The organism is Hymenobacter telluris (assembly GCF_017313265.1).
GTDB lineage: Bacteria > Bacteroidota > Bacteroidia > Cytophagales > Hymenobacteraceae > Hymenobacter > Hymenobacter telluris.
The window spans coordinates 1-14,201 of sequence record NZ_JAFLQZ010000007.1 but is presented as its reverse complement, the minus strand read 5'-3'; the positions used below and the strand labels follow the sequence as shown (position 1 = coordinate 14,201).

6 protein-coding genes are annotated in these 14,201 nt (G+C 48.0%); 4 read left to right on the top strand and 2 right to left on the bottom strand.

Annotation, left to right across the window (positions count from 1 at the left end):
* Positions 1-47: 47 nt before the first annotated feature.
* Entirely contained in the window at positions 48-3,218 is a 3,171-nt protein-coding gene (locus J0X19_RS12190; RefSeq protein WP_206984647.1) for a SusC/RagA family TonB-linked outer membrane protein, read from the bottom strand.
* A 286-nt stretch (positions 3,219-3,504) separates the two neighbouring features.
* On the opposite strand from J0X19_RS12190, the gene J0X19_RS12185 reads away from it, so the two are divergent.
* The 4 genes from J0X19_RS12185 to J0X19_RS12170 all read left to right on the top strand — a co-directional run bounded on the left by J0X19_RS12185 (position 3,505) and on the right by J0X19_RS12170 (position 13,223).
* Positions 3,505-6,798, top strand: coding sequence for a SusC/RagA family TonB-linked outer membrane protein (locus J0X19_RS12185; protein WP_206984646.1), 3,294 nt, complete (start codon positions 3,505-3,507; stop codon positions 6,796-6,798).
* Positions 6,799-6,815: 17 nt separating this feature from the next.
* Positions 6,816-8,195, top strand: coding sequence for a SusD/RagB family nutrient-binding outer membrane lipoprotein (locus J0X19_RS12180; protein ID WP_206984645.1), 1,380 nt, complete (start codon positions 6,816-6,818; stop codon positions 8,193-8,195).
* Positions 8,196-8,592: 397 nt separating this feature from the next.
* Positions 8,593-11,772: a SusC/RagA family TonB-linked outer membrane protein gene (locus tag J0X19_RS12175; protein ID WP_206984644.1), complete on the top strand. Its 3,180-nt coding sequence runs from the start codon at positions 8,593-8,595 to the stop codon at positions 11,770-11,772.
* Positions 11,773-11,789: 17 nt separating this feature from the next.
* Positions 11,790-13,223 (top strand): RagB/SusD family nutrient uptake outer membrane protein, encoded by a 1,434-nt coding sequence (locus J0X19_RS12170; RefSeq protein WP_206984643.1) that lies wholly within the window; start codon positions 11,790-11,792, stop codon positions 13,221-13,223.
* 61 nt (positions 13,224-13,284) lie between these two features.
* On the opposite strand, the gene J0X19_RS12165 is transcribed toward J0X19_RS12170, so the two are convergent.
* Positions 13,285-14,016, bottom strand: coding sequence for an SDR family NAD(P)-dependent oxidoreductase (locus tag J0X19_RS12165; RefSeq protein ID WP_206984642.1), 732 nt, complete (start codon positions 14,014-14,016; stop codon positions 13,285-13,287).
* Positions 14,017-14,201: the final 185 nt, after the last annotated feature.

Below are 14,201 nucleotides of genomic sequence, written 5' to 3'. Positions count from 1 at the left end.
AAGCCTGATAAAGCATGGAAAAGAATGACAAGTTCCGGCATCAGGACTTAGAAGCTGACCGTCAGGTTTACACCATAGCTCCGGGGTGAAGGAATGGTATTAAACTCTCGTCCTTGCGAATTACTCGTTCCAAAAATGTTAGCTTCTGGATCTACGAATTCATTGGATTCGGGCGTGAAGAGAAGCAGGTTACGACCCGAAACACCAATTTGAGCCCGTCCGAACGGCGACTTATCCATCAGCGCGCGTGGCAAATCGTAAGTTAGAGAAACCTCACGTAGCTTAAAGAAGTCGGCCTTCACGATGTTTGCTTCAGCAAATACACCGTGCAATTTATCGTACCAGAAGTCATACCCTCCATCGAAGGTTTTGATGGTAGTGTTGGGGGTGTAAGAACCGTCAGTGTTACGAGTAACAGAGTTAGGAAACACAAATGGCTCCCGACCATACTTAGCCGTTTCTTTGGAAGTACCAGTGAATGCCAAGTTGCTACGCGTACCAGAGTAGAACACATTACCACGCCGCATATCCACTACCGCACTCAACCGAAGACCTTTATAGGATGCCGTAAGATTGCCGCCCAAAATATATTTCGGGTTCACTTGGCCAAACACTTTCAGTTCAGCATCGCGCAACGGTACACCGGTAGCAGGATCCACTACCACGCGCCCTTCTGGGTCTCGCTGATAGCCTGACCCTTTCAGTACGGGGAATGGCTGTCCAATAATTGCCGTTGGCACTGGGTCGCCGCCACCAAGAGAGAAATTGGTTACGTCCCGGAACAGCTCGTTGATCTTGCTGTCGTTGTTGGAGAAGTTGGCCCCAATGTCCAGGCGGAATCCGCTTTGAGTGCGTACTGGCGTGGTGCGCAGCGTTAGTTCGAGGCCTGAGTTTTCAATCTCACCGATGTTAACTACAGCCTGTGTGAAACCACTGGAAGTAGGCACATCAATCTGAACTATTTGATTGCGCGAAAGGGTCTTGTAATACGTAGCATCAAAGCCAACCCGGTCTTTCAGGAATCCGAGTTCTAACCCGGCTTCATAGCTGGTAGTAAGCTCCGGCTTCAGGTTCGGGTTACGGCTCACATCAGAAACTGTGAAGCTAGCCAAGCCTCCGAAAGGGAATCCGGCGCCTGCGGGGAATATATCCTGCAATTGGTAAGGAGAAGCATCGTTACCCACTTGAGCAATACTGGCTCTTACTTTACCATACGTTAGTATGTTGTTTTCCTTTAATGGCGTAATGGCTTCTGTGAACAGGAAACTCAAACTAGCGGAAGGAAAGAAATACGAACGGCTATTTGCTGGCAACGTAGACGACCAGTCATTACGGGCCGTAGCATTCAGGAATAGGTAGTCGCGGAATCCCAACGTTAGATCGGCGTAAGCAGCCAGCAAACGACGACGGTTGGTATCTTCGCTACCACCAAGCTCACCTACCCGGTTACTCAGATTATAGAAACCAGGTATTGACAACGCGCTGGCGTTGGCATTTATCTGGCGGGTATTGCGCTGGCGCAAGTTCTGACCAAGAATCAACTGGGCCGATATATCGGAGGTGATATTCCGCTTTACGGTAGCCAGGAAATCAGTGGTGATCTCCTGAATATATATATCTGTTTCAGATACACGACCGGGAAAGTTTGGAGTAGGACGTACGATAAGCTCGCCATCTTGGTCTCGGCGGGTGCGATTATATGTTCTGATATTAACCCGCTCTTTACGACGGTCAAACGAAACGTCGGTACCAGCGCGATAAGTGAACGACAGCCAATCTAATGGGGTATAGTTTACTGTTGCATTTCCTATTACGCGGTCAAGTTCACTTACAAACCGGCTTTCGCCGATATTTTGCCAAGGGTTATCATAGTATCCGGAGTAGAAACCGTCAAGCGTTGAGAACTTGTCGTTCTTATAATCCTTGTAATCCCGCAGATCCAGGTTTCTTGGTGTATTAATTACGTTATTAAGAACACTGGTATTACCAGTCCCTTGAAACGTAATATCAGTTGTGTTGTGATTGTAGTTTATAGAAGCACTGGTTGATATTTTATTAGATAATTGAGCTCCACCAGTGAACTTCAAGGTGTTTCGCCGGAACCTATCGTCTGGGACTATACCTTTTTGAACTGCGTCGGAGAAAGAGATATAGTAATTGGTTTTTTCATTCCCGCCTTGTAAGGATGCTGTGTTTTGGAACGTAGTGCCAGTATTAAAGAAGTTGCGTACGTTATTTTTTATTGGCGAGAATGTTCTGGTTTGAATGGAACCGTCGACTGCCGGAGGACCTACCTGAACTTCACTGCCATCAAAGCGTGGCCCCCAGCTCGTGTTTTCGTAGGGAATATATTCCCCCGCGTAACCGGAACCGAACTCATTCTGGAAATCCGGCAGCTTCAGGATACTTTCCGCAGTAAACGAGCTGGTTACCGTAACCTCGGTTTTTTTGCCACGTAATGCGGCATCTTTACCGGTCTTTGTTGTAATAATTATTGCTCCGTTGGCAGCTCTAGAACCGTAGAGTGCTGCTGCACTAGGCCCCTTCAGAATCGTCATCGTTTCGATATCATCCGGGTTGATATCTCCCACACGGTTACCTACGTCTACAGTGTTTGCAGACGAGGTAGAAGGCTGAATAGAGCTATTATCAATTGGAATACCGTCAACCACGAACAATGGTTGGTTTTCACCTTGTAACGAGCGTTGACCACGTAGCGTAATCCGCTGGGCACTATTAACTCCACCACTCGACCGGGTGATCTGGGCACCTGCTACTTTACCCTGCAAGGCAGAAATAGGGTTCGTTTCGCGGCCTTGCGTCAAAGAACGGTTGTCAATAACGTCAACGGAATATCCTAGGGATTTCTCCTGACGCTCAATACCGACGGCAGTTACTACTACCTCGTTAAGCTGCTTGGTATCGGTGGAGAGTCCTACGTTCACTGACGAAGCATCCCCAATAGGACGGTCGAGACTGGTATAGCCAATAAAGCTGAACGTGAGGGTAGTGGCCGAAGCTGGTACACTCAACGAGTAGGAGCCATCCGCATTGGTGGATACCCCAACGGAAGTTCCTTTAACGAGGACCGTTACACCGGGAAGACCTTGACCGGTTGCCGCGTCGGTTACGCGGCCCGTAATGTTGCGATTCTGCGCCGCCGCCTGCTGCATCAGGGCTGGCGATACCAGAAGCGCACTCAGGAGAAGTTTTCTCATGTGGCTGAGTGATTTGGTGAGTGAAAGTGAATAAATGAAGATTGACTATCTCAAACATAAGGAAAAATCTCCCCCTTTCATTTGAAATTAATCTTGGCTCTTTCTTATAGTCTTCATACAAAGCCTACTATTAATTCCCACTTTTTGGGACAAACCTCTCTTAAAATTAACATATATAAAATTACTTATTTTCAATTAACAACAGAATACAAGGGCTTGTTACTGCCGCTTCACGCTTTTTCAGTATTTTCCGCACGTTTTTCCTTTCACCCATTTTCAAGTTCATATGAAGAAATCTTTACTGTTAGTTCCTCTGGTACTGACGAGTCTGGCGCAGCAGGCAGCAGCACAGACGAGGACTATTTCAGGCAAAGTCACTGACCAAGCTACGGGGCAGGGTTTGCCAGGCGTGACTGTTCTCGCAAAAGGAACTACCATTGGTACTTCCACTGATGCGGATGGCGCCTACCGCTTGGATATCCCATCTAATACTGGTTCTCTCTCGTTTAGCTTCGTAGGCTATAACACTGTTGAGCAGACCGTTAGAGGCGGCACACTCAATATATCCATGTCGACAGACACCAAACAACTCAATGAGGTGGTGGTATCGGCATTGGGTTTGAAGGAAAACAAGGACGAGCTTGGCACTGCTACTTCGCGAGTAACCGGGGCAGCAGTGGCGCAGTCCGGTGAAACCAGCGTAATTAATGGCTTATCAGCCAAAGCTTCGGGCGTTGCTATCACGCGCTCCAACGGCGACCCAGGCGCTGGCTCTTATATCCAAATTCGGGGGCAGAATACAATCAACGGCGAAACCCAGCCTCTAATTGTTATCGATGGTGTTCCGATGTTCAACACGTCGGAAGGGGTTGGTTCGCAAGGCACGTATACCGCCGGGGTAGCACAACAGTCGCGCTTGAATGATATCAACCCCAATGATATTGCATCGGTGCAGGTGCTGAAAGGTGCTGCTGCTGCTGCATTATGGGGCTCTCGAGCATCTAACGGGGTGATTGTAATTACTACCAAGCGAGGCAATACTGAAGCTGGTAAGCTTAGCGTTACATATGGAGCTACTTATTCTATTGACCGGATTTCCTACAAACACGATTTGCAGGACACGTATGGTCGTGGAAGTGGTGGAGTTGCCGCACAAGGCATCAGCGCTAATGCCAACTCTTGGGGCGACAAGATATCTACCCGCAGTGGAGCACCCGATGATGTTAGTACCACTCAGGGCTACTTCGTTGCAGCTGACGGCGACCGGTATTACCCAACCATTCGCAAAAACAGCACCCAGACGTTTCTGAAGAACAACTTTGATGAAGTTTTTCATACAGGCAGCTTCTTAGAAAACAACCTAAGCTTAAGCGCCGGCAACCGGGAGAGCAACGTATTTGTGAGCCTGTCGGACCTGAACCAAAAAGGGATAATTCGTAATAACTCCGACTATCGTCGTTCCACGGCACGCGTAAACGCAGAGCGCCGTTTCAATAAGGTAGTACGCCTATCGGGAGCTTCCACCTATAGCCGCATTACGTCCAACCGCATTCAGCAAGGCTCTAATACTAGCGGCTTGTATCTAGGCTTACTGCGTACTTCTCCCGATTTCGATCAAACAGATTATATCGGTACGTATTTCAGCCCCACTGGTGAAGTAGGTGTAAACCGCCACCGGGCTTACCGGAATCAGATTGGCCAGGATCCGAACCCACAATACAACAACGCATTGTGGACAATGAAGGAGCAGAAAAACCCGAATACGGTTGACCGCTTCATTGGCTCGACAGAGTTAGGGCTCGACCCTTTGCCTTGGCTAAGCATGACTGCTCGCTTCGGTGCCGACTTCTACGCCGAAATGCGCCGGGACCTATACCCTATCAACTCCGCAGAAAATGCTGGCTTGGGTTCTGCGACCGAAGAAGCATACTCCGAGAATCAGCTTAACGGGGATATATTCGCCCGCGCCACTCATTCTTTCAGCGAGAAATTTAGCGGCACTCTGCTGGTTGGTATGAATCTTAACCAGCGTATTCTATATAACTACGGTGCAACGTATGGCCGTTTTTTGCTGGACGTACGTGACCAGAGCTTTTTCAGCAATGCCACATCTGAAAATACGCAGGCTTTCGATTACGAATCCAAGCGCCGTAACTCAGCTGGCTATACCTCGCTGAATCTTGTTTACAACGAACAACTTTTCCTGAATGCCACTGGCCGTCTGGAAAATGCTTCCACCTTCGGCCGCGATACGCAGAACCGCTTCTTTTATCCTTCTGTCGATCTGGCTTGGCAGTTCACTAAGCTCCCGCTCCTGCTCGACAATAAAGTTCTTAGTTTCGGCAAAATCCGGGCGGCTTACGGTCGGGTAGGTCTTGAGCCGGGCTTGTATGTAGTACGCGACGTGTACGGGTCGTCTGGCAGCAGCGACGGCTTTGGCGTACAGGCGCTGGCCAGCGCCTTCAATGGCTCATTCAGCCGCTCTTCGGTACGGGGCAATTCGCAGCTTCGCCCAGAGCGTAAGGAGGAAGTGGAAGTAGGAGCAGATCTGCGTTTTCTGCAGGATCGTATCACCTTGGGAGGAACGTACTACAGAAACCTGAATACCGACGTTATTATTGCTCGTCCAACGTCTCCTTCTTCTGGTTACAGCAACGAAAGCGCTAATGCCGCAAAAATTCGTAACCGTGGCGTGGAAATCGACCTGAATGCTGATGTTCTGAAAATGGGTGACTTCACCTGGAACGTCGGGGGCAACTGGTTCACCAACCGCAATGTGGTGCTAGATGTAGCTGGCGCCGAGAACATTGCGTTGGCTGGGTTTGTAAATACGCAGGCTGTGGTTGTTAAGAACCAGCCGTTCAGCACTTTGTGGGGCAGCCGCTGGAATCGGGATGATGCAGGCGAGCTGATTATCGACGCCAATGGCTTCCCGACGGTAGCAGCAACTCCAGGCATCATCGGCAACCCTAACCCCGATTGGAAAATGGGCCTGAACACCACCTTGAGTTACAAGGGGCTGCGGCTCTATGCCCTAGTAGACCGGCAACAAGGCGGCGACATCTGGGCTGGTACGGAAGGAGTACTACGCTTTTTTGGTGTATCGAAGTACACCGATGTTGAAACTACCCTTTCTCCCGACGACGCCGCTATTACTCGTGTCATTAGTGGTGGCACAATAGCCTCAACAGTAGCAGCTAATGCAGATGGCACCTACTCTTTCCGGGGCCGTTTAGGCAATTTCGGAGCTGGCCCAGTTGCCCTCAATGAAGCATGGTATAACACGATAGGGGGAGGATTCACAGGAGCTGCGGAGCAGAATATTCAGGATGCCACTTGGATGCGCTTACGCGAACTGACGCTGGGATATAATCTGAACTCGGAAGGATTCCGCAATTTCACAAAACTGAGCAACATTGAGTTTACACTAACGGGTCGTAACCTCATCCTTTGGACCAAAGAGTTTAAAGGAGTAGACCCCGAAACGAACCTAACTGGTCAGAGCGCAGGGCGTGGTCTGGAGTACTTCAACAACCCGGGTACTCGGTCATTCCTAATCAGCTTAAAGCTCACTTACTAACTCCAGCCTCTGCTTCAATGAAAGTCATACATAAATACCTCACTTTACCGGTTGCAGCACTAGGGTTATCTTTAAGTGCTTGCCAAGATTTCGTTAAGGACCTAGACGTTAACCCTAATGCCCCAGCAACAGCCGATGCGCTCAACATGCTGCAAGGCGTAGAACTGGGCGACGCGCTTGTTCATGAAGGAGATGCAGCGCGTATTGCCTCCATGTGGGCTAACACATATACTGGCGTGGGCAACCAATACTTGGCAGTCAATCAGTATGTTGCTGTTACTTCTGACTTCAGTAATCTATGGTCGACTATATACCTGGACGTACTGACTCAAAGCCGGATTGCTACTCAGCGAGCTTTAGAAGAGAACAACCCATTGTTGTCAGGTATTTTTCAGATTATAGAAGCCCATACTATGGGCACAGCTACCAGCTTGTTCGGCGACATTCCATTTCGCCAAGCTGGCGACCGGCTCAACTACCCAAATCCAGTATTCGACCCGCAAGTCCAGGTATACGCTGATTTGCAAAAAGAACTGAAAACTGCAATTGCTAAAATTGCGCAAGGCGGTGGCGCTGGAAATCGGGACATTTTCTATAGCGGCAACCCTACCAAATGGACTCAAGCAGCATATACACTACGAGCCCGCTACTATTTGCACACACAGCAATATGATTCGGCTCGGTTGATGGCGTTGCAAGGAATTAGCAGTCCTGCCAACGACTGGCTAATGCCGCATCGGGAAGTAGATGGTGCTGAAAACTTCTACTATCAATTTCAGAATGAGCGTGGTGGTTATCTGGAGGCATTTGGTTCTCGAGCAGCTCGTTTGCTAGATCCTATACGCCGTCTGCCTGGCAACCGCAACAATACCAAAACCGACGAGACGGAACGGTTCAATTACTTTTTCGGTAATTCACAAACGTCTAATCCCGATGAATATTTGCTGCCTTACGCTATTGGTATTACCGACCCAAGCGAGGATTTTCCGCTACTCACCTATTCTGAAAACCAGTTGATTCTAGCCGAGGCTTCTGCTCGTCAGAATAATTTAACTGCAGCCCTAGCTGCTCTGAATGACCACCGCCAAGCACTACTCACCAAGTTCCCGAACGGAATTTATGCCCCTTATGTGCTATCGGATATCCCCGGCGGTGGCACCAGAGACAACCTTATTCTTGAAATCCTCAATGAGCGGTACGTATCATTCATTGGTCAGATAGAGCCGTTTAATGATGCACGGCGCACCAAAAACGCATTAGGTTTAGCCCGCAAGAGTACCACTGCGCCACGTTTGCCACAACGGTTTCTTTATCCACAGAGTGAAATAAATACCAACACGAGCGTTCCAAATCCGATACCAAGTTTATTTGATAATACGACAGTCAACCCCCAGTAGAGATATTGAGGCATGAAATAAAAAAAGCTCTGGCTATATGTCAGAGCTTTTTTTATTTCATGCCTCAGCCAAATATAGCCTTCATATATTACTTAAAAAGTAAAATAAGTGCATTATTTCATTGGATTTCAACTATTTAAATAAAAAACTCTATCTCATTAGGCATTACCGCTAAACGTAAGAAATATAATAAACAATAATTATCATAGAAAAAGCCATAATAAATGAACACATAGAATAAATGTAATAGCACTATAGGCGCTTACGCATTTTTTTCATGAAATTTTAATGTTCATATAATTTTCAAAAATTATCAATCTTCTTTTTAAATTACGCTTTCTAAATTGATGACTACCTCTGTCACCTTAACATTTTCCTCACTTTCACACCTCAGTTCATGAACAAAACCTTACTCATGAGTCCTATACTCATGGTCGGCCTGTTGCAGCAGGTTTCGGCGCAAACACGTACCATTTCTGGGCGGGTGACTGACCGCCAGTCTGGTGATGGCCTGCCGGGTGTAACGGTTCTTCTCAAAGGCACAACCAACGGAGTATCTACCAATTCTGACGGCACTTATACCCTTAATGTACCTACAACCGGAGGTACGTTGGTGTTTAGTTCTGTTGGTTTTGTACAACAAGAGAGAGCAATTGGTACCGAAACCCAGATTAATATTGGTTTAGGAGCTGACACAAAGGCCCTTTCTGAGGTAGTAGTAACCGGCTACGGCGGTTCTCAAGACGTAAAGGACATTACTGGCTCGGTAGCGCAGGTTAAAGAAGAAAAATTGCTTCTCCAGCCAGTGCAGAGTGTTGACCAAGCATTACAAGGTCGCATGGCTGGTGTCAATGTCAATACAACCAGCGGAACGCTGGGAGACCAAGCAGCTGTCCGTATTCGGGGAGCAAATTCTATTAGTGGCAGTTCCCAGCCGCTGTACGTTCTTGACGGCGTGCCTCTCAACACCACTGAGCAAGGCAACGTTCTTAGTACCCGGTACAACCCACTGGCAGACATTAACCCAAACGATATACAGTCGGTAGATGTATTAAAAGATGCTTCAGCAGCAGCTATTTACGGTTCACGCGCTTCCAATGGAGTAATCGTTATTACCACCAAACGAGGCAGATCCGGTCAGAATCGGGTTTCCATCAACTCATTCTATGGTTTCCAGCAGGCTATCCGCAAGCCAAATATGCTGAATGCTGCGGATTTCACTACCATCAGTAACGAAAAAGCATATAACAGCCGTTTTGGGAGTTCTAATGGTGTTATTAACACCACTTTCCCTATCGATATTGCCAAACCCGTTGACGTAAACGGTGATGGTGTTAATGATGAGACAAACTGGATTAATGAAATTTTCCAGAATGGAACGCAACAAAACTACCAAGCAGCATTATCAGGTGGCAACGAGTTTGCATCTTACTATGGCTCAGGTGACTGGAATGATCAAAAGGGTATCATCCTAAAAAACCGTCTACGCCGTGGTTCTGGCCGTTTGAACATTGATTTGACTCCGAAAAAATGGTTGAAAGCTGGGGTAAGTCTTAATTATTCTAAGTCATACAACCAAGGTATTAATGGCGAAACCGCATTAGCAGGTGCCACAGTATCGGGTTACACTGCCCCTCCAAACGTGCCAGTATATAATCCTGATGGCACGTATTACTTAAATAGCTTAGGCAACTTAGGCAACGGCAACAATGCTATTCCTAATGCTGCTATTTCTCCTAATGCCTACTATCATATTCCGGCTACGCTTAATCTGAATAAGAACGACAATACCTCTCAGCGTATTCTAGGTAATGGTTATCTGACTGTAGAGCCTATTAAAGGCCTGCAGTTCACCACCAAGTATGGTATTGACTACAATACTAACTTTGAAGAGCAATACAGCAGTGGTATTCTCGGCGGCTTGGGCCGGAACGCCCTTGGTGCTGGTCAACTCGGCTTAGTTCAGGATTACAACACAGACCGCGCCCAGTTCAACTGGCAGAACTACGTGAACTATGACCGTACGTTTGCTGATAAACACACAGTTGGCGTCACAGGTGGGGTTGAATACCAGGAAACAAAAACCAGACGTATCTATACGGTAGCCGGGGGCTTTTCTGATGATAAGTTCCAATCTATCATAGACAACGTCTTTACTTCGCAGGCACCTGGAGGAGGACAGCTTTTCAACGTAGGCTTCCAGTCTTATTTTGGTCGGGTTAACTACAACTTCGGCAGTAAGTATTACGCCTCTTTTTCGTTGCGCTCTGATGCATCTTCGGTATTTGGTGTAAATAATCAGCGTGGTACTTTTCCAGGTGGTTCCATAGGCTGGCGCATTTCCGAAGAATCATTCATGCAAGGCATCAAGGTCGTGAATGATTTAAAGCTTCGTGCTAGTTATGGTTCCGTAGGCAACTCCAACGGCCTAGGATCCTATGCTGCTCGCACGTTGATTGGTGGTGGCCTGTATGCTGACGTAAACGGTTTCACTCCTACTCAAATTGGAAACCCAGATCTTCAGTGGGAAAAGTCGAATAAGCTTGATATTGGTTTAGATGCCAGCTTATTAAACAACCGCCTGAATGTTGTTTTTGACTTCTTCAACAATGACATCAGTGATTTGCTGCTCGCTGCTCCCACTCTGCGTACTACTGGTATTCCTGGTTCTTCCATCAACCGCAACATTGGGTCGATGTACAACCGCGGCGTGGAGTTGACTTTGAATACAACAAATGTGCAGTTGGAAAATGGCTTCACTTGGACTTCTTCGATCAACGGCTCAGTTATTAAAAACCGAGTAACGGCTCTTTCAACGCCTAATGATATCATCTCGGCCAACCAGCGTGCTAGCATTGGTCGTAGCCTTGGCGTTTATTATCTCCCAGAATGGGCAGGGGTAAATCCAGCTAATGGCAATGCACAGTTTTACGATAAGGATGGCAATATCAAGCAGTATGATGCCGCCTATGCGGTAGCAACATCCTCAGGCTTCACTGTTGGCCGCTGGCTGAACGCAGACGGTGAACCAACTACGGGCATTGGTGCAGCTGACTTCAAATACACGAAGAAGACTGGTTATCCTAAATTCTTTGGTGGCTTTGATAACACGTTCGCCTACAAGGGTATTGAGCTAGGCATCTTCTTGCAGTACAGCGGTGGTAATTACGTTTATAACGGGTACCGCCAAGCCTTGCTGAGCAGCAGCTTCCAAAACAATATCGACGAGATAAAGGACCGTTGGACTACGCCTGGGCAGGAGACTGAAATCCAGAAACTTGTATTACGCGACCCTCAATCAAACCAAGCTTCTACCCGCTGGCTGGAAAAAGGTGACTTCCTCCGCCTACGCCAGGTTAGCTTAGGCTACAACTTGGCACAACCTTTAGTTAAGCGCTTGGGCTTAAACAACGTACGCATCTATGGCCTTGTACAAAATGCGTACACATTCACGAAGTATAAAGGTCTAGATCCGGAGGTAAACACCAACATTACGGGCAATATTGCTTATGGTGTAGACGGCCGTTCGGTTCCGCCGCAACGCAGCTTTACTTTGGGTATTAATTTAGGAATTTAATCTTGCCTTCTCTCAACATGTTTCATATCTCCACTTGGCAGCGGCTTACCTTTTGCGCCTTACTGCTTACCACAGCTACTAGCTGTGATGATGTTTTAGATCAAACCCCGCCGGCAGCTCTTACGCAGGAAGATGCATTTGCCAACGCTGACCGGATTCAGAAAACAGCAACTGGTATGTATGACCAGTTGCAGAATGCGGAATTTTTAGGCGGTCGAGCTTTGATCTATAGCGACATTCGTAGTGACGACACTAATCCTACGGCCTTTTTCGGCGGTATTGGTACCTTCACTGCACTTGCCAATGATGGCACTGCAACCAATGCATGGACTGGTGGTTACCGGAGCTTATATGGTGCCAATTTCTTTATACAGGAAATGGCCAAGAATACAGGTAAAGTATCTGCAACTCTTGAGGCACAGTATGTAGGTGAAGCAAAATTCATCAGAGCCCTGATCTATTTTCACCTCGTAAACTTGTTTGCCCAGCCATACAACTTTACGGCTGATGCGTCGCACCCTGGCGTGGTACTGCAACTCACTGCTCCTGATGCTACTAGTGCATTTGATCCGACGCAGGCCAAGCCACGTGCTACCGTACGGGAGGTGTATACCCAGATTGAAACTGATCTGAACGATGCCATTGCTGGTCTGCCCGAAACATACAGTACTGCGTTCGATAGAACCGGGCGTGCCACAAAAGACGCAGCCCGTTCTTTGCTGTCGCGGGTATATCTATACGAAGGCAAATACGCCGAAGCTGCAACCTTGGCTGGCGCTGTAATTACCGGCGGCCGCCGTTCGCTGACTGCTTCTCCTGCTGTTCCGTTCACGCTTGCTACGTTCCAGAATGCTGAGTCAATTTTCTCGGTCGCTATGAACGTATCAGATAATCCGAATACGAATAATGCTTTAGGGCAGCATTATGGCCGCCGTGCTGACATCAGTGTGAATCCTTACGCTTTGATTCCGGTTTCCTCCTTTCCAGCAGATGACCGCCGTCGTTTGCTGCTATTGACTCCTACCGCCATTCCATCATCGAACAGTACTCCTCTCGTCTTCACGCAGAAATATAAAGAAGCTTCTGCTGACTACGTTCCAATTGTTCGTTACGCTGAAACTTTACTCAACCGTGCAGAAGGACTAGCTCAAACTGCTACTGGAGTTAGCGCCGAAGCAGTAACGTTGCTCAATCAGGTGCGCGACCGTTCCAAGCCAGCAGCTGCAGCTTCTTATACCGTTGCTAATTTTGCTGACAAACAGGCTCTGATTGAAGCCATTCTGTTGGAGCGCCGCTTGGAGCTAGCTTTTGAAGGGCATCGGTATTATGATTTGATGCGTTACAAACGCAATTCCAGCCGTATTACGTACGGTGCTCAAAGAGCTGTCCTACCAATTCCATTGGTGGATATTCAGCAGAACCCTAACCTAGTTCAGAACCCAGGATATTAATATTTCTTCTTCAATAAAAAAGCCTTGGCTATTGTAGCCAAGGCTTTTTTATTGAAATTCATCAAATGTCTGCTGCTTTCAATACTATTGTTTCATTTATCATTGCTGGTTGTGATAGCCACGCCACAACCTTTTCTGCTATTACACTTGGTTCTACGAGTTGCCTGTCTGCATGCAAGCCGACGAATCGGGTTACTTCACTGAAGCGGTGTTCTTCGGCAGTTCGGATATGCTCTTGCATGCTGGTATCCAGTACGCCAGGCGCCAAGCTGCGGAGCCGGATGTTGGAGTTGCGCAGATCCTGTTCTTTTTGGGCGGTGCGGGTGAGGGCATCGAGGGCGGCTTTGGAGGCGCTGTAGGCTCCCCAGCCATCAACGGGGCGCTGGGCGGCGCCGCTACTGATATTAAGAACGGTACGTGGAATATTGGTTTGACTTGCGTAAGCACTCAGAAACATGTTCATGAGCATAGCGGGAGCTACAACGTTTACATCGAATACGAATTCGAAATGCTCATTGGGTAGCTCTCCTATGTAACCTATTTCACCCAGCACACCTGCATTATTAATCAGCGTGAGAGCAGTGGCGTCGGAGCGCGCCGGGAATAGCTTGTATAGGTTGTTCTGCACCGCCAGCATATCCGACAGGTCAAGGGGCTGGTGCTGGTACCGCTCGTGCGTAATGGTGGCATGGCGCGATACGCCTAACACGGATGTATCCGGTTGCTTCAGCACTTCTTCGGCCAGTGCCTTGCCTAGCCCGCGGCTGGCGCCGGTGATGATGTAGTAGTGCATAAATAGGTGAAAAAGTAAGAGCCGTTCAACGGTAAGAAGAAACCTCGTAGTAAGTACGCGGCGTCTGTTCTTATCGTTGAACGGCTCTTGCTATTTTCTGCCAGTAACTAGGAGGTGTTAACAGTCGCGCAGCCAGAGGACGGTTGCGGCCAGGTGAATAAAGGCTAAAAAATGGGCCTCGAGCT

What these genes read in the sequence shown, in the direction of transcription:
- J0X19_RS12190 (WP_206984647.1), bottom strand. Translation starts at nt 3,218, where the DNA reads ATGAGAAAACTTCTCCTGAGTGCGCTTCTGGTATCGCCAGCCCTGATG.
- J0X19_RS12185 (WP_206984646.1), top strand. Translation starts at nt 3,505, where the DNA reads ATGAAGAAATCTTTACTGTTAGTTCCTCTGGTACTGACGAGTCTGGCG.
- J0X19_RS12180 (WP_206984645.1), top strand. Translation starts at nt 6,816, where the DNA reads ATGAAAGTCATACATAAATACCTCACTTTACCGGTTGCAGCACTAGGG.
- J0X19_RS12175 (WP_206984644.1), top strand. Translation starts at nt 8,593, where the DNA reads ATGAACAAAACCTTACTCATGAGTCCTATACTCATGGTCGGCCTGTTG.
- J0X19_RS12170 (WP_206984643.1), top strand. Translation starts at nt 11,790, where the DNA reads ATGTTTCATATCTCCACTTGGCAGCGGCTTACCTTTTGCGCCTTACTG.
- J0X19_RS12165 (WP_206984642.1), bottom strand. Translation starts at nt 14,016, where the DNA reads ATGCACTACTACATCATCACCGGCGCCAGCCGCGGGCTAGGCAAGGCA.